Raw genomic sequence first — 15,047 nt, 5'->3', positions numbered from 1 at the left:
CGCCGGCCCTTAGGCGGCGAGCGCGGCGTCGCTGGCCAGCTTGTCGGCGCGCTCGTTGTCGGGATGGCCGGCATGGCCCTTCACCCACACCCATTCCACGCGGTGCGGCTTGGCGGCGGCGAGCAGTTCCTGCCACAGGTCCGCATTCTTCACCGGCTTCTTGTCGGCGGTCTTCCAGCCGTTCTTCAGCCAGCCATGGATCCACTTGGTCAGGCCGTCCATCACGTAGCGGCTGTCGGTCGACAGGGTGACGTGGCAGGGGCGCTTGAGCGCGTTCAGCCCCTGGATCGCCGCCATCAGCTCCATGCGGTTGTTGGTGGTGTGCTTCTCGCCGCCGGAGAGTTCCTTCTCGACGCCGCCCATGCGCAGCACCACGCCCCAGCCGCCCTTGCCCGGGTTGCCCTTGCACGCGCCATCGGTGGCGATCTCGACATGTTGCAATTCCATCAGGCGAGCGTCCTTAGCCGGCTGCCGAGGGCGTTGTCATAGGTTTTCACGCGTCGCCAGAAGGCGAGGGGATCCTTGCGCGTCACCAGCGCGTCCGCGGGCGTGTTGAGCCAGTCCCAGGCGCGCGACAAGGTGAAGCGGATGCAGGCACCGGTTGCCAGCACCGGGAATTCCGCCCGCTCCAGATCGCTGAGCGGAAAGCTTTGCGCATAGCCCTGGATCAGTGCGTCGCCGACCGCCTTGTCGTGCGCGCGGCCGCTGGCGTCGAACGACCAGGCGGCATGCATCACCGCGAGATCATAGACCCGGATGTCGGTACAGGCGAAATAGAAGTCGATCAGGCCGGTGACCCGATTGCCGAGCATCAGCACATTGTCGGGGAAGAGGTCGGCATGGATCGCGCAGCGGTCCAGATAGTCGCCAGGCCATGCGGAGCGCACATCGTCGAGGGCGAAGCCGATATCGTCGTAGAGGCCGGGCTGGATCTCGTCGAGGCTGTGGCCGCAGCGCTCGAACAGCGGCAGCCAGGTGTCGAAGCCCATCGAGTTGGGCCGGTCGAGCGGGAAGTCGGCGGCGGCGGCATGCATCCTGCCCATCGCCTCGGCGGCGGCGTGCGCCTGGGCCGGTGTCGGGTGCGATACGGAGACGCCCGAGAGGAACTGGATCAGGCAGGCCGGGCGTCCCTCCAGTTCGTGGATCAGCGTGCCGGCGCGGTCGGGCACCGCCGGCGGCACCGGCAGGCCCTTGCCCGCCAGATGATCGAGCAGCGCCATGAAATAGGGCAGGTCGCCAGCAGCGACGCGCTTCTCGTAGAGCGTCAGGATGAAGCGGCTCTTCGTCGTGTCCACCAGGTAGTTGGAATTCTCCACGCCCTCGGCGATGCCCTTGGCCGAGACGAGTTCGCCGACGTCGAACCTGTCGAGGAACGCGCTCAGCGCCTCCGCCGAAACCTGCGTATAGACTGCCACATTTCCCCCTTCGTCATCCCCGCGAGCGGGGCGACCCATCTCCTGCCGGCGCCCCGCGCACAACCGCAGTTGTGCTTGGGGCGTGCATCAAGCCGCTTCCAGTCCGCGCGGCAGCTTGAAGGTGACGTTCTCGGGTACCGTTTCCACTTCGCGTTCGCTCACCTCGAAGCGCTCGGACAATTTGTCGACGAGCTCGCGGACCAGCAGCTCGGGGGCCGAAGCGCCCGCGCTGACGCCGACCGTGCCCACGCCGGCGAACCAGTCCCAGTCCACGTCCTCCGCGCGCTGGATCAGATGCGCGGTGGTGCCCTGCCGCTCGGCGACTTCGACGAGGCGGAGCGAATTGGACGAGTTCCGGCCGCCGATGATCAGCACCAGGTCGACCGACGAGGCGATCGCCTTCACCGCGCCCTGGCGGTTGGTGGTCGCATAGCAGATGTCGTTCGGGCCAGGGGCAAGGATGTCCGGGAAGCGGCGCTGGAGCACCGCCAGCGTCGCCGCCGTATCGTCCACCGAAAGCGTGGTCTGGGTGAGGAAGGCGAGGTTGGCGGGATCGGAGACCTGCACGGCCTCGGCATCGGCCGGCGTCTCCACCAGCGTCATCGACCCTGCGGGCACCTGGCCGAAGGTGCCGATCACTTCCGGGTGGCCGGCATGGCCGATGAACAATATGTGCCGCCCGGCGGCGACCAGCCGCTCGGCCTGGCGATGGACCTTGGAGACGAGCGGGCAGGTGGCGTCGAGATATTCGAGGCCGCGCTCCTCCGCCTTGGCCGGCACCGCCTTGGGCACGCCGTGCGCGGAGAAGACCACCGGCACGTCGTCGGGCACCTGGTCGAGCTCCTCGACGAAGATCGCGCCCTTCGCCTTCAGGCTGTCGACCACATATTTGTTGTGCACGATCTCGTGGCGCACATAGACGGGGGCGCCGTACTTCTCGATCGCCAGCTCGACGATGCGAATGGCACGGTCGACGCCGGCGCAGAAGCCGCGGGGCGCTGCGATCAGCAGCTCGAGGAAGGGTTTTACAGGGTCTGCCATAGTTCCGCCTCGCACCTACGCGATTGCTTGCGCGGGCTCAACGCGGTTCCTATGCTGCGCGCCGTTTTGGACCCCATCTGGTCCCGTGTGTTTGAAAGGGTTTCCGTCTTGGTCCGCAACCTCGCCGTTTTCGCTCTGATCCCGCTCGCGCTCGGCGCATGCAGCCGTACCGGCGAAATCGATGCCAATGGCGGTGGTGCCGGCGTCACGGCGGTGCGCTCGGCTTGCCCGCACGTCGCGATTCCCGCCGGCACGGGCGACATGACCATCTTCAACCCGGCGACCAGCCGCGAGTCGAGCGCGATCGACGTCAATGCGGTGATGACCAACGTCACGTCGACCTGCGACGATGCCGGCCAGCAGGTCGTCACCACGGTCAATTTCGACGTGCTGGCGCGCCGCCAGAGCGACGACGGCGCGCGCGACGTCAGCTTTCCCTATTTCGTGACGGTGGTGCGCGGCGGCACCTCGGTGGTCGCCAAGCGGATCAACCGCGTCACCGTGCATTTCGAACCGGGCCAGTTGCGTGCCCAGACCAGCGGCACCGCCACCACTTATGTCGACCGCAGCGCGGCGACGCTGCCGGACGAGGTCCGCAAGCGCCTCACCGAGAAGCGCAAGGCCGGCGAGCAGGCGGCGGCGATGGATCCGCTGGCCGATCCCTCGATCCGCGGCGCGGTGCTCTCGGCCACGTTCGAGGCGCTGGTCGGCTTCCAGCTGACCGAGGACCAGCTGAAGTACAACGTCACGCGGTGAAGCTGCCCGAGCTGGCCTTCACCGCTACCGACTGGGCGGCGATTCCGCGCACCGAGCATCCCGGGGAAACCGGGATGGCCTGGTGGCAAAGCTTCGCGGCGGGCGACCTGCGCGTGCGGATGGTGGAATATTCGCCGGGCTATCTGGCCGATCACTGGTGCGATCGCGGGCATGTGCTGCTCGTGCTCGAGGGCGAGATCGTGAGCGAGCTCAAGGACGGCCGGCATGTCCGGCTGACTGCGGGCATGTCGTACCAGGTGTCCGATTTCGGCGACGCGGCGCACCGCTCCTCGACGACAACCGGCGCAAAGCTCTTCATCGTCGATTGACTCGAATCGAGGGTGCGGCCAAGGCTGCGCACCGTCGACAGGCACGCGCGGGAGAGTGTGGGGTTACCCACCGCCGAAGGAGCAACCGCCCCGGAATCTCTCAGGCACAAGGGACCGCGCGGGCACGACACTCTGGAAAGCGGACGCGGCCCGGCCACGTCCCACCGAAGGGGTAAGCCAGGCGACTGGCGAAAGCTCTCAGGTTCCGTGACAGAGGGGGCGATGGAACGGTGCGCGAGGATTCCGCGCCGTTTCGTCGAGTTCCTCTCGAATCCGGAGTGCCGCGATGAGCCAGCAAGTCCAGGACCAGCCCATGAGCGGCGATCCCGAAGGCGGGGACGGCACCGAGGAGCTTCGCCTGCTTCCGCTCGACCAGTGGCACCGCGCCAGGGGCGGCCGCATGGTTCCCTTCGCCGGCTACGAGATGCCCGTACAATATGAAGGCATCATGGCCGAGCACCTCTGGGTGCGTGCGCATGCCGGGCTGTTCGACGTGAGCCATATGGGCCAGCTGACCTTCACCGGCGAAGGCGTCGAGGCTGCGCTGGAGGCGCTGATGCCCGCGGACATCCAGGCCGCGAAGCTCGCGCACCCGGTCTATTCGCTGCTGATGGCCGAGAATGGCGGCATCCTCGACGACCTGATGCTGACCCGCCTTGGCGAAGGCGAAGTCTATATGGTCGTCAACGGCGCCTGCAAATGGGACGACATCGCCCATTTCCGCGAGTTCCTGCCCGACGAGGTCGGCATGAACCACATGGAGGACCATGCCCTGCTCGCGCTCCAGGGCCCCGAGGCGGCCGCCGCGCTGGAGCGCGTGGTCCCCGGCGTCTCCGCCCTGGTCTTCATGCAGGGCGCGCCCTTCCAGTGGCAGGGCCATGACCTGTGGATCAGCCGCTCGGGCTATACCGGCGAGGACGGGTTCGAGCTCTCCGTGCCCGTCGAGGCAGCCGCGGCGCTGGCCGATGCGATCACCGCCGAGCCCGAAGTGAAGCCGATCGGCCTGGGCGCCCGCGATTCACTGCGCCTGGAGGCCGATCTGCCGCTCTATGGCCATGATCTCGACGCCGAGACCACGCCGGTGGCGGCCGCGCTCGGCTTCGCGCTCAAGAAGCGCCGCCGCGAGGAAGGCGGCTTCCCCGGCCACGCCCGCATCATGCTCGAGCGCGAGAATGGTTCGATCCTCAAGCGGGTCGGCCTCGTCGTGGAGGGGCGCCAGCCGGTCCGCGAGGGCGGTCTCGTCCTCGATGCGGACGGCAACGAAGTCGGCAAGGTCACGAGCGGCGGCTTCGCGCCGACGCTGCAGCAGCCGATCGCCATGGCCTATGTGCCGGCGGCCAGCGCCGAACCCGGCACGAAGATCACCCTTGCCCAGCGCGGCAAGATCCATTCGGCGGAGGTCGTGAAGATGCCCTTCGTCCCCCATCGTTACGTCAGAAAGGGAGCCTGATGAGCCGCTATTTCACCGAGGACCATGAGTGGGTCGATGTCGACGGCGACACCGCGACCGTCGGCATCACCGAATATGCCCAGAGCCAGCTCGGCGACATCGTGTTCGTCGAAGTGCCGGACGAGGGCAAGCAGGTGTCGAAGGGCGACGATGCCGCCGTCGTCGAGTCGGTCAAGGCTGCCTCGGACGTCTATGCGCCGGTCTCGGGCACGGTGATCGAGGGCAATGCCGAGCTCGCCGACAACCCCGCGCTGGTCAACGAGGACCCCGAGGGCGAAGGCTGGTTCTTCAAGCTCACGCTCAGCGACGCCGGCGAGCTGGAGAGCCTGATGAACGACAGCGCCTATCAGGAATACGTCTCGAAGCTGTGATCCGGGTACTTGCCCTTGGCGCCGCAACGGCCCTGCTCGGCAGCTGCGGGGAACCGCAGCTGCTGACGGTCGAGCGGTATCTCGCGCAATGCGAGGCGCTGAAGGGCAAGCCCGTTCGGCTGGCCGGCTATCTCGGCGGGTGCGCCGGCTATGATTGCCACATGACCGCGAGCAGGCAGACATGGGATTCCCATGGCGATGCCTTCAAGCGCGCCGCCGGCAGCGCCAAGGCCTCGCCCGAGGGGCGCAAGGCGCAGTGGGCCGCCTGGAACGAAATGCAGGCGATTCCGATGATAGGCATCGGGGGCGATGCGGCCTTCGACCGGCAGGCCGCGCCCTTCCAGCATCGCTATGTCGTGATCACCGGTCGGGTGGCCGAGGACAGCTGCACCGGGGTGGGCGGCACCGATCGCTCCGCCGGCATCGAACCCTCCGATATCCGCGCCTGGACTCCGTCCGAGGGCGCTCCTGCGAACACCAATTGAGAAGGCCCTGATGCGCTACCTGCCCCTTACCCAGCCCGATCGCGAGGCGATGCTCGGCGTCGTCGGCGCCAGGTCGATCGACGACCTCTTCGCCGACGTGCCCGCCAGCGCGGTGCTCGACGGCCCGATCGCCGGCCTGCCGATGCATGCCAGCGAGCTTGCCGTCGAACGCCACATGACCAGGCTGGCGGCGAAGAACCTGGCGGCGGGGGCGGCGCCCTTCTTCCTCGGCGCCGGCGCCTATCGCCACCATGTGCCGGCGAGCGTCGACCACATCATCCAGCGCGGCGAGTTCCTCACCGCCTACACGCCCTATCAGCCGGAAATCGCGCAGGGCACGCTGCAGATGATGTTCGAGTTCCAGTCGCAAATCGCGCGGCTGCTCGGCTGCGACGTGGCGAACGCCTCGATGTACGACGGCTCGACCGCGTGCTGGGAAGCCATCACCATGGCCCGCCGCGTGACGAAGCGCGGCAAGGCGATCCTCTCGGGCGGCCTCCACCCGCATTATGTCTCGGTCGCCGAGACCATGGCCAGGTTCACCGGCGACCAGCTGGTCACGTCGCTGCCGACGCTGAGCCCGACCCCGGATACCGATGACCTGATCGCCCAGATCGACGACGACACCTCGTGCGTCGTGGTCCAGTATCCCGACATTCTCGGCCGCATCGCCGATCTCTCCAAGCTTGCCGAGGCCGCGCATGCGAAGAAGGCACTGCTCGTCGCCGTGGTGACGGAGCCCGTCGCGCTGGGCGCGATCAAGGCGCCGGGCGAGATGGGCGCGGACATCGTGGTGGGCGAGGGCCAGTCGCTCGGCGTCGGCCTGCAGTTCGGCGGGCCCTATGTCGGCCTGTTCGCCTGTTCGGAGAAGCTGGTCCGCCAGATGCCGGGCCGCCTCTGCGGCGAGACGGTCGATGCCGAGGGCAAGCGCGGCTATGTGCTGACGCTCAGCACCCGCGAGCAGCATATCCGCCGCGAGAAGGCGACGTCGAACATCTGCACCAGCTCGGTGCTCTGCGCGCTCGCCATGTCGGTGCACATGACTTTGCTGGGCGAGAAGGGCCTGCGCCAGCTCGCCATGCTCAATTATGCCGGTGCGGATCAGGCTGCCGGCCGCCTGGCCCGGGTGCCGGGTGTCGAGCTGGTCACCCCGACCTTCTTCAACGAGTTCACGCTGAAGCTTTCGAAGGAAGCACGCCCGGTTGTGCGTCAACTCGCGGACCAGGGCATCCTCGCCGGCGTCTCGCTCGGCCGCCTCTATCCGGGCGCCGACGCACTCCAGAACGGCCTGATCGTCGCCGTCACCGAAACTACTACGCGGGAGGACGTCGAGACGCTTGCCTCCGCACTCGAGGAGGTGCTGGCATGAGCACGATCAACCAGTCCGGCTGGCGCCCCACCACCCCGGAAGCGGGCGAGGCCAGCGATATCTCGACCTTCACCGGCAACCGCGCACTGATGCTCGAAGAAGCGCTGATCTTCGAGATCGGATCGAGCGAGACCACCGGCGTCGATTTCGATTCGGTGCCGATCGGTAAGCCGCGCTTCGGCGATCTCTATCGCGACAGCGAGATCGGCCTGCCCGGCCTGTCCGAGCCCGAGACGGTGCGCCATTACACCCGCCTCAGCCGCCAGAACTACGCGATCGACCTGGGCCTGTTCCCGCTCGGCTCGTGCACGATGAAGCATAATCCGCGCCTCAACGAGCGCATGGCGCGCCTGCCGGGCTTTGCCGACATCCATCCGCTCGCGCCCGTCGACACGGTGCAGGGCGCGCTGGAAGTCATCGACCAGCTCGCGCACTGGCTGATCACGCTCACCGGCATGCAGGCGGTGGCGATGAGCCCCAAGGCCGGCGCGCATGGCGAGCTTTGCGGCATCCTCGCGATCCGCTCGGCGCTCGACGCGCAGGGCCAGCAGGACCGCAAGATTCTGCTCGTCCCGACCAGCGCGCACGGCACCAACCCGGCCACTGCGGCGTTCGCCGGCTTCTCGGTCGAGGACATCCCCGCCACCGAGGATGGCCGCGTCGACCTCGAGGCGCTCAAGGCGCGCCTCGGCCCGGACATCGCCGGCGTGATGATCACCAACCCCAATACCTGCGGCCTGTTCGAGCGCGACATGAAGGCGATCTCGGACGCGGTCCACGCGGCGGGCGGCTATGTCTATTGCGACGGCGCCAACTTCAACGCGATCGTCGGCCGGGTGCGCCCGGGCGATCTCGGCGTCGATGCGATGCACATCAACCTGCACAAGACCTTCTCGACGCCGCATGGCGGCGGCGGCCCGGGCTCGGGCCCGGTCGTGCTGTCGGCGGCGCTGGCGCCCTATGCGCCTTTGCCCTTCGTCGAGAAGGACGGCGACAAGTTCCACCTGGTCGAGGAAGAGACCGCGGGCGAGCATCATGCCGGCACCTTCGGCCGCATGACCGCCTTCAACGGCCAGATGGGCATGTTCACGCGTGCGCTGACCTATATCCTCAGCCACGGCGCCGACGGCCTGCGCCAGGTCGCCGAGGATTCGGTGCTCAACGCCAACTATATCCTGCGCTCGATGGAGGACGTGCTCGACGCGCCCTTCGCCAAGTACGGGCCGTGCATGCACGAGGCGATCTTCAGCGACAGGGGCCTGCCCGAAGGCCTGTCGACCATCGACATCGCCAAGGGGCTGATCGACGAGGGCTATCACCCGATGACGGTCTATTTCCCGCTCGTCGTCCACGGCGCGATGCTGGTGGAGCCGACCGAGACCGAGAGCAAGGCGACGCTCGACCAGTTCATCGGCGCCTTCCGCAGCGTGGCCGCCCGCGCCAAGAACGGCGACCCGACGATCCGCACCGCGCCGCACTTCGCTCCGCGCCGCCGCCTCGACGAGACGCTCGCCGCGCGCAAGCCGGTGCTGGCGTGGAAGGCGCCGGCCGCAGCCGAAGCGGCGGAATAGTCCCCGGCATCCTCTTCCCTCGGGGGAGGGCCGAATAGCGAAGGGCCGGGGCTTCATGCCTCGGCCCTTTCTCTTGGGTGTCTGCTGCCGATAGGACATTTTCCTTTGCGCCGCAGACCGATAGCCCCGAAACCGTGCAAATGCGGTTTGCCCTGTCGCGTGCCGCCGGGGCAGCGTGCCGCGAAACGGACAAAGGGGAATCCGACATGAAGACCGCGCTGCTCGCCGCCACCGCCATCGCCGCCGCCACGTTTTCCGCGCCGATGCCGGCCTATGCGGGCAACGACCCCTTTGTCGGCGAGATCATGCTCTTTCCCGTCCGCTATTGCCCCGATGGCTGGGTCGAAGCCGATGGCCGGCTCCTGCCCATCCGCAACTATCAGGTGCTCTTCACGCTGCTGGGCAACAGCTATGGCGGCGACGGCAGGACGGACTTCGCGCTGCCCGATCTGCGCAAGGTGATCCCCGCCGCGGCGACCGACCCGCAGAAGCAGCTGCGCTATTGCATCGCGGTGCGCGGCGATTACCCCCGGCACCCCTGAGCGCCGGGCTCAGATCCAGCGGCGCACTGCGGACTTGTAGCTGAGATAGCGCTCGCCGAACTTGCGCGCGAGATAGCTTTCCTCGCGCTCGATCACTTCGCGCTGGATCACGATGATCAGCGGGAAGAGCAGCAGCAGGGCGATCAGGCTGTCCATCCAGATCGCCACGCCGGCATAGGCCAGCGCCATGCCGAAATACATCGGGTTGCGCGACCAGCGATAGACGCCGTCGGTGACGAGCGCAGTGGAGCGCTTCCACGGCTTGTGATCGGTGCCTGCGGCCCGGAACAGCCCCAGGGCGGAGAGCATGATCCCGATGCCGAGCAGAGTCGCCAGCGAGCCCAGGCCGCGCTCGGTCGAATGGGCGAGCGGCAGGTCGGGGCTGCCCAACAGCTTGCCCAGTGCCAGCCCCACCACCAGCGTGCCAAGGAAAGCGGCCGGCGGTGCGAACTTCACCCCCGCGCTATCGTGATCGACGTCCATGAACCCTCCGGGCGCCCTGATGGACCGGCGTGGCCGCATGCGCAATCCTCTTGCCTTTGCCAGCCAGTTCGGCTGGCATAGATACTGTATTACTTGTATAGATCACTTGCAAGTTCCGGGGGTCTCGATCGATGCACACGCAGCCCGTCCATCCCAATCCGCTCTACCAGCTCATCCCGATCGCGATCATCCTCGTCGTGCTCGCGCTGCGCTTCCGCCGGCTCACGCGCGAACGGCCGTTGCGCATCGAGCGGCTGTGGATCGTGCCCGCGCTCTATCTGGCGATCACCGCTTTCACCTTCTGGAACATCCCGCTGGCGCCGATGACTTGGGCCGCGGCGGCGGCCGCCCTGCTCGCCGGGGCTGCGCTGGGCTGGCAGCGCGGCCGGATGATGCACATCCAGGTGAATCCGGAGACGCACGAGATTTCGCAAAGGGGCTCGCTCGCCGCGATGGCGTTCATCCTTGCGCTGGTCCTCATCCGCTCGCTGGCCCGCAACGCCGACTCGCTGGGCATCCCCGGCATGCATTTCGACGTGATGGCGATGACCGACGTGCTGATCGCCTTCGCGCTCGGCATGCTGACGGTGCAGCGGGTGGAGATGTTCCTGCGCGCCCGCCGCCTGCTCGAGCAGGCGCGCGGCGGGTGAGGCGTCACGCCCCCGCCACCGAACGGAACCGCGATCCGATCGCCGCGGTGCTGGCGGAGGAACTGCCCGCGCGCGGCCATGTGCTCGAGATCGCGAGCGGCAGCGGCGAGCATTGCGCCTTCTTCGCCGGGCGCTTTGCCGACCTGGTCTGGCAGCCCAGCGACCCCGATGCCGATGCGCTGGCCTCGATCGCGGACTGGTGTGCTGGGCTGGCCAATGTCCGCGCGCCGCTGGAGATCGATGCGGCGACGGGCGCTTTCCCGGCGGCGGACGCGATCCTGTGCGTCAACATGGTCCATATCAGCCCCTGGGAAGCGACGCTCGGGCTGCTCGCCGGGGCGGGCACGGCGCTGGCCCCGGGGGCGCCGCTGATCCTCTATGGCCCCTATCGTCGCGAAGGGGTGGCGACGGCGCCGTCGAACGAGCAGTTCGAGCTGTGGCTGAAGGACAGGGATTCCCGCTTCGGGTTACGTTTCGTGGAAGCCGTGACCGCGGCGGCCGCGCCGCACGGCCTGTCGCTGGAACGGCTGGTCGAGATGCCGGCGAACAATCTGATGCTGGTGTACCGGCGGGCCTAAAGCGCCCCGCCCTGGAAGGGAGGGGAGCGGCAGGATCACACCGGCTCCATCTCCGCGCTGGTGACCGCCGGGCCCACGCCGCGCTTGCGCTCCCGCCACACGATGTAGAGCCCGCTTGCGATGATCACCGGCGCGCCGAGCCAGGTCCAGGCGCTCGGCCACATGCCGAAGATCGCCCAACCATAGAGCGTGCCCCAGATCAGGCTCGAATAGTCCATCGGCACCACCGCGCTCACCGGGGCGTGCTTCACCGATCCGGTCAACGCCAGCTGGCCGACTCCGCCGATCAGCCCGATTCCCACCAGCATCGCCCAGGTCACCGGGTCATGCGGCTTGAACGAGAAGGCATAGGGGATCGCCAGCACCGGCACGGAGAGGACCGAGAACCAGAACACCGTCGTCCCCGTCGCTTCGGTCTTGCCGATCTGGCGCAGCAGGATCGCCACGATCGCCACGAAAAGCGCGGCGAGCAGCCCCACCATCGCCCCGAACGCCGGAATATGTGCGCTCCCCGGTTGCGCAACGATGAGCACGCCGACGAATCCCGCGATCACCGCGCCCCAGCGATGCCAGCCGGTCGGCTCCTTGAGCAGCAGCGCGCCCAGGATCGTCGCGAAGATCGGCACGGTGAACTGGAAAGTCACTGCCTCGGCCAGCGGCAGCAGCAGCACCGCGCCGAAGGTGAAGACCATGCCGGTCAGTCCCACGGCGGTGCGCGAGACGTGCGCGCCGAAGCGCCGCGTCCGGATCGATCCCAGGCCAGGGCCCGCCGCCACCCAGGCGGTCACCAGCGGCACTGCCCAGAGCTGGCGATGGAACATCGTCTCGACCAGCCCGGCGCCGCGCATCTCGGCCAGCTTGATCAGCGCCGACATCGTAGCGAGGCAGGCGACTGCGAAGAGCCGCAGCAAGATGCCCTTCAATATCTGATCGCCCTGCACCTGTCCGCCTTTGCGGCAGGGGCGCGCGGGCGGCAACCCTCAATGGCCGGTGGCGAGCAGTTGCGGATAGACCTGTTCGAACCGCGCCGGAGGGAGCGCCGCGATCGCTTCGAGCGCGGCCAGCCCCGCGTCGCACGAAGCCGCCGGCTTCGCTTCCGCCGGTGAGGCCGCCCGGCCGGCGGGGTGATCGCGCGCCGCCCCCGCGGCTTCCCACAGCGCGATATTCTGCCGGAGATACAGTTCGCGCAGGTCGGGCGCGAACCAGCCGGCATCGTCCAGCGGGTCCGCGAAATAGGCGTCGCACCGCTCCGGCGATGTCGCAGCGAGCTTGCCGACCAGCGCGATCTCCGCCGCCAGATAGGCGCGCAGCTGCGGCGCCGGCGCCTGGACCAGGCCGGCGCGGTGGCGCCGCGTCGCCTCGCCGACGAACGCGCCTGCCGCCTGCTGGATGTCCTGCGGTCCGCCGCCGGCCCGGGCGCGCTCGGCCACCACCGTCTTCAGCGCCTCGAAATCCTCGGGGAAGGTCCGCTTGATGGTCGCGCTCAGCAGCCCGCCGGGCCGGTCGGCGAGCAGCTCGCGTTCCACCGAGGCCGGATCGGTGAGGGGGTTCTGCGGGCCCGTGGGTCGAACCTGGGTGATCGCCCAGGCCATCGCGCCGAGCACCACCAGCACCAGTGCCAAGGTCCGCCACCGTCCGCTCACTGCATCCCCCAAACCATCGACCCGCCCAACTGGCGCGGGAAGGGCTGCACAATCAAGTGTGTCTCCTCTTTGCCGCGCCAAGCTTTGCCGCTATCCGCCCGATCATGATCAAGCATGCGCTCAACGTCACCCGCGAAGCCAATTTCGCCGAATGGTACCAGACCGTCATCACCGAGGCCGACATGGCCGAGGAAAGCGGCGTGCGCGGCTGCATGGTCATCCGGCCGTGGGGCTATGGCATCTGGGAGCGGATCCAGCGCCTGCTCGACGATCGCATCAAGGCGACCGGCCACGAGAATTGCTATTTCCCGCTGTTCATCCCGCTCTCCTATTTCGAGAAGGAGGCCGAGCATGTCGACGGCTTCGCCAAGGAGATGGCGGTCGTCACGCATCACCGGCTGATCCACAAGGACGGCAAGATGATCCCCGATCCCGAGGCGAAGCTGGAGGAGCCGCTGGTGGTGCGCCCCACTTCGGAGACGGTGATCGGCGCCGCGTTCAGCCGCTGGGTCCAGTCGTGGCGCGACCTGCCGGTGCTGATCAACCAGTGGGCGAACGTCGTCCGCTGGGAGATGCGCACCCGCATGTTCCTGCGCACCGCCGAGTTCCTCTGGCAGGAAGGGCACACCGCCCATGCCAGCGTGGAGGAAGCGCGCGAAGAGACGATGAAGATGCTCGAAGTCTATCGCAGCTTCGCCGAGGAATGCGTGGCGATGCCGGTGATCGCCGGCGAGAAGCCCGAGAATGAGCGCTTCCCCGGGGCGGTCTCGACCTATTCGATCGAGGCGATGATGCAGGACGGCAAGGCGCTCCAGGCGGGCACCTCGCACTTCCTCGGCACCACCTTCTCGAGCGCGCAGGACATCAAGTTCCAGAATTCGGAGGGCCAGCTCGAGCTGGCCCAGACGACGAGCTGGGGCATGTCGACTCGCATGATCGGCGGCCTGATCATGACGCATGGCGACGATGACGGCCTGCGCGTGCCACCTCGCGTCGCGCCCTGGCAGGTGGTGATCGTGCCGATGCTGCGCGACAATGACGAAGACGCCGCGCTGATCGACTATTGCAAGGGCATCCAGCAGGAACTGGCGCGGCAATATGCGTTCGGCGAGCCCGTTCGCGCGCTGCTCGATCTGCGCGCCGCCAAGGCGGTCACCAAGCGCTGGGGCTGGATCAAGAAGGGGGCGCCGCTCGTCGTCGAGGTCGGCGGGCGCGACATGGCCGGCGGCAACGTCTCGGTCACCGTCCGCACCGACCTGTACAAGGAGGACGGCAAGCTCAATTCGGCCATTGTTGCGCGCGACGCGTTCCTCGCCGAGGCCATCGGCCGGCTCGAAGCGGTGCAGAAGGCGCTGTACGACGAAGCCAAGGCGCGCACCGATGCGAACATCGTCCGCGACATCGCCGACTTTGCCGGCCTGGAGAGCTATTTCGAGGGCGCGGGCAAGTTCCCCGGCTGGGTCGAGGTCGAATGGGCCAGGCCGAGCGGCGCCGAGCTCGACAAGGTGGTCGAACGGTTGAAGGCGCTGAAGCTCACGTTCCGCAACGTGCCGAACGATGCGGCGCCCGCCACCGGCACCTGCATCTTCACCGGCGCGCCGGCGGTCGAGCGCATCCTGGTGGCGCGTGCGTATTGAGCCTCGTCACGTCGGACCGAAATCCGCGCCCCGGCCTTGTGGCGGGGTGACGGGATAGGGGCATGCGCACGCTCTTCCCCACCTTGCTGTACGAGCAGCCGCTGGGCGACCCCGATCTCCTGGAGGCGCTGGAGCAATCCTGCCTCCAGCTCGCCGAGGACGACATGGCCGGCCGCCGCTGGTGCCGCGAGCATGAGTATCGCGGCTACACCAGCTACGCCTCGCTGGACGACCTGCCGATCCGCGACCCCAATTTCGCCGATCTCAAGCGCCTGCTCGACAAGCATGTCGCGAAGTTCGCCAAGGCCTGCGCCTTCGATCTGGGGGGCAGGAAGCTCAAGCTCGACAGCCTCTGGGTGAACGTGCTCGACGGCAAGGGCGGGCACGGCGCGCACATCCATCCGCACAGCGCCGTCTCGGGCACGCTCTACGTGGCGCTGCCCCCGGGCGCGCGGGGCCTGAAGCTCGAGGATCCGCGCCACGCCATGATGATGGCCGCGCCCCCGCGCCTCGAAGACGCGCCCGAGGCACTGCAGGGCTTTGTCGAGATCGTGCCCGAGCCCGGCACGGTGCTGCTCTGGGAAAGCTGGCTGCGCCACGAGGTCCCGCCCGGATCGGGCAAGGCGCAGCGGATCAGCATCAGCTTCAACTATCGCTGGGGATGACTGCCGTCCGCTGGTGACGCGGGACAGCCATCGGTATATTCCGGAGGGCCGCACAGGGGTTT

18 protein-coding genes and 2 riboswitches are annotated in these 15,047 nt (G+C 68.0%); of the genes, 12 read left to right on the top strand and 6 right to left on the bottom strand.

What is annotated here, in order from left to right:
• Positions 1-9: 9 nt before the first annotated feature.
• From rnhA to ispH, 3 genes are all read right to left on the bottom strand, one after another.
• Positions 10-447, bottom strand: coding sequence for a ribonuclease HI (gene rnhA / locus FHR20_RS18495; RefSeq protein WP_167301083.1), 438 nt, complete (start codon positions 445-447; stop codon positions 10-12).
• Positions 447-1,415: a homoserine kinase gene (thrB, locus tag FHR20_RS18490; RefSeq protein WP_167301082.1), complete on the bottom strand. Its 969-nt coding sequence runs from the start codon at positions 1,413-1,415 to the stop codon at positions 447-449. Before thrB ends, rnhA begins: the two co-directional genes overlap by 1 nt.
• Before the next feature lie 87 nt (positions 1,416-1,502).
• Positions 1,503-2,456, bottom strand: a complete 954-nt coding sequence (gene ispH, locus FHR20_RS18485; protein ID WP_167301081.1) for a 4-hydroxy-3-methylbut-2-enyl diphosphate reductase — start codon at positions 2,454-2,456, stop codon at positions 1,503-1,505.
• A gap of 108 nt (positions 2,457-2,564) precedes the next feature.
• Between ispH and FHR20_RS18480 the strand changes: the two genes are divergently transcribed.
• The 8 genes from FHR20_RS18480 (at position 2,565) to FHR20_RS18445 (ending at position 9,329) form a co-directional block, all read left to right on the top strand.
• On the top strand, positions 2,565-3,212 hold the full coding sequence (locus FHR20_RS18480) for a hypothetical protein (RefSeq protein WP_208413740.1): 648 nt from the start codon (positions 2,565-2,567) through the stop codon (positions 3,210-3,212).
• On the top strand, positions 3,209-3,541 hold the full coding sequence (locus FHR20_RS18475) for a DHCW motif cupin fold protein (RefSeq protein WP_167301080.1): 333 nt from the start codon (positions 3,209-3,211) through the stop codon (positions 3,539-3,541). Before FHR20_RS18480 ends, FHR20_RS18475 begins: the two co-directional genes overlap by 4 nt.
• 38 nt (positions 3,542-3,579) lie before the next feature.
• Positions 3,580-3,668: riboswitch (glycine riboswitch) on the top strand.
• A 1-nt stretch (position 3,669) separates the two neighbouring features.
• Positions 3,670-3,759: riboswitch (glycine riboswitch) on the top strand.
• 95 nt (positions 3,760-3,854) lie between these two features.
• Positions 3,855-4,991, top strand: coding sequence for a glycine cleavage system aminomethyltransferase GcvT (gene gcvT / locus FHR20_RS18470; RefSeq protein WP_167301191.1), 1,137 nt, complete (start codon positions 3,855-3,857; stop codon positions 4,989-4,991).
• The gene (gcvH, locus tag FHR20_RS18465; protein WP_167301079.1) at positions 4,991-5,362 is read left to right on the top strand and encodes a glycine cleavage system protein GcvH; all 372 of its coding nucleotides are present in this window, start codon (positions 4,991-4,993) and stop codon (positions 5,360-5,362) included. Before gcvT ends, gcvH begins: the two co-directional genes overlap by 1 nt.
• Positions 5,359-5,847 (top strand): hypothetical protein, encoded by a 489-nt coding sequence (locus FHR20_RS18460; RefSeq protein WP_167301078.1) that lies wholly within the window; start codon positions 5,359-5,361, stop codon positions 5,845-5,847. Before gcvH ends, FHR20_RS18460 begins: the two co-directional genes overlap by 4 nt.
• Before the next feature lie 10 nt (positions 5,848-5,857).
• Positions 5,858-7,216, top strand: a complete 1,359-nt coding sequence (gene gcvPA / locus FHR20_RS18455; protein WP_167301077.1) for an aminomethyl-transferring glycine dehydrogenase subunit GcvPA — start codon at positions 5,858-5,860, stop codon at positions 7,214-7,216.
• Positions 7,213-8,787: an aminomethyl-transferring glycine dehydrogenase subunit GcvPB gene (gcvPB, locus tag FHR20_RS18450; RefSeq protein ID WP_167301076.1), complete on the top strand. Its 1,575-nt coding sequence runs from the start codon at positions 7,213-7,215 to the stop codon at positions 8,785-8,787. The genes gcvPA and gcvPB overlap by 4 nt, the downstream gene beginning before the upstream one ends.
• Positions 8,788-8,993: 206 nt before the next feature.
• On the top strand, positions 8,994-9,329 hold the full coding sequence (locus FHR20_RS18445) for a phage tail protein (protein ID WP_167301075.1): 336 nt from the start codon (positions 8,994-8,996) through the stop codon (positions 9,327-9,329).
• A 9-nt stretch (positions 9,330-9,338) separates the two neighbouring features.
• On the opposite strand, the gene FHR20_RS18440 is transcribed toward FHR20_RS18445, so the two are convergent.
• Positions 9,339-9,812, bottom strand: coding sequence for a methyltransferase family protein (locus FHR20_RS18440; RefSeq protein ID WP_167301074.1), 474 nt, complete (start codon positions 9,810-9,812; stop codon positions 9,339-9,341).
• 131 nt (positions 9,813-9,943) lie between these two features.
• Between FHR20_RS18440 and FHR20_RS22925 the strand changes: the two genes are divergently transcribed.
• Both FHR20_RS22925 and FHR20_RS22920 read left to right on the top strand, forming a co-directional pair.
• Positions 9,944-10,462 carry a CcdC protein domain-containing protein gene (locus tag FHR20_RS22925; RefSeq protein ID WP_243857621.1) on the top strand — a complete coding sequence of 173 codons (519 nt, stop codon included), beginning with the start codon at positions 9,944-9,946 and terminating at the stop codon, positions 10,460-10,462.
• Positions 10,459-11,040, top strand: a complete 582-nt coding sequence (locus FHR20_RS22920) for a DUF938 domain-containing protein (protein WP_286711769.1) — start codon at positions 10,459-10,461, stop codon at positions 11,038-11,040. Before FHR20_RS22925 ends, FHR20_RS22920 begins: the two co-directional genes overlap by 4 nt.
• A gap of 35 nt (positions 11,041-11,075) precedes the next feature.
• On the opposite strand, the gene FHR20_RS18430 is transcribed toward FHR20_RS22920, so the two are convergent.
• Together FHR20_RS18430 and FHR20_RS18425 are read right to left on the bottom strand one after the other, a co-directional pair.
• Positions 11,076-11,981, bottom strand: a complete 906-nt coding sequence (locus FHR20_RS18430) for a DMT family transporter (RefSeq protein ID WP_167301072.1) — start codon at positions 11,979-11,981, stop codon at positions 11,076-11,078.
• A gap of 39 nt (positions 11,982-12,020) precedes the next feature.
• Positions 12,021-12,683 carry a hypothetical protein gene (locus FHR20_RS18425; RefSeq protein ID WP_167301071.1) on the bottom strand — a complete coding sequence of 221 codons (663 nt, stop codon included), beginning with the start codon at positions 12,681-12,683 and terminating at the stop codon, positions 12,021-12,023.
• A 104-nt stretch (positions 12,684-12,787) separates the two neighbouring features.
• Between FHR20_RS18425 and FHR20_RS18420 the strand changes: the two genes are divergently transcribed.
• Both FHR20_RS18420 and FHR20_RS18415 read left to right on the top strand, forming a co-directional pair.
• Positions 12,788-14,320 (top strand): aminoacyl--tRNA ligase-related protein, encoded by a 1,533-nt coding sequence (locus tag FHR20_RS18420; protein WP_167301070.1) that lies wholly within the window; start codon positions 12,788-12,790, stop codon positions 14,318-14,320.
• A gap of 62 nt (positions 14,321-14,382) precedes the next feature.
• Complete coding sequence (locus FHR20_RS18415) at positions 14,383-14,985, top strand: TIGR02466 family protein (protein ID WP_167301069.1); 603 nt, start codon at positions 14,383-14,385, stop codon at positions 14,983-14,985.
• Positions 14,986-15,047 lie beyond the last annotated feature (62 nt).

It is taken from the genome of Sphingomonas leidyi (genome assembly GCF_011761945.1).
Lineage (GTDB): Bacteria > Pseudomonadota > Alphaproteobacteria > Sphingomonadales > Sphingomonadaceae > Sphingomonas > Sphingomonas leidyi.
Note: the sequence above shows the minus strand (reverse complement) of the source record. Positions and strands in the feature narration are given on the sequence as shown.

Bases quoted from the DNA above. Each gene is read 5' to 3' on its own strand.
- rnhA (WP_167301083.1), bottom strand. From the start codon at position 447: ATGGAATTGCAACATGTCGAGATCGCCACCGATGGCGCGTGCAAGGGC.
- ispH (WP_167301081.1), bottom strand. From the start codon at position 2,456: ATGGCAGACCCTGTAAAACCCTTCCTCGAGCTGCTGATCGCAGCGCCC.
- gcvT (WP_167301191.1), top strand. From the start codon at position 3,855: ATGAGCGGCGATCCCGAAGGCGGGGACGGCACCGAGGAGCTTCGCCTG.
- gcvH (WP_167301079.1), top strand. From the start codon at position 4,991: ATGAGCCGCTATTTCACCGAGGACCATGAGTGGGTCGATGTCGACGGC.
- gcvPA (WP_167301077.1), top strand. From the start codon at position 5,858: ATGCGCTACCTGCCCCTTACCCAGCCCGATCGCGAGGCGATGCTCGGC.
- gcvPB (WP_167301076.1), top strand. From the start codon at position 7,213: ATGAGCACGATCAACCAGTCCGGCTGGCGCCCCACCACCCCGGAAGCG.
- FHR20_RS18445 (WP_167301075.1), top strand. From the start codon at position 8,994: ATGAAGACCGCGCTGCTCGCCGCCACCGCCATCGCCGCCGCCACGTTT.
- FHR20_RS18440 (WP_167301074.1), bottom strand. From the start codon at position 9,812: ATGGACGTCGATCACGATAGCGCGGGGGTGAAGTTCGCACCGCCGGCC.
- FHR20_RS22925 (WP_243857621.1), top strand. From the start codon at position 9,944: ATGCACACGCAGCCCGTCCATCCCAATCCGCTCTACCAGCTCATCCCG.
- FHR20_RS18420 (WP_167301070.1), top strand. From the start codon at position 12,788: ATGATCAAGCATGCGCTCAACGTCACCCGCGAAGCCAATTTCGCCGAA.
- FHR20_RS18415 (WP_167301069.1), top strand. From the start codon at position 14,383: ATGCGCACGCTCTTCCCCACCTTGCTGTACGAGCAGCCGCTGGGCGAC.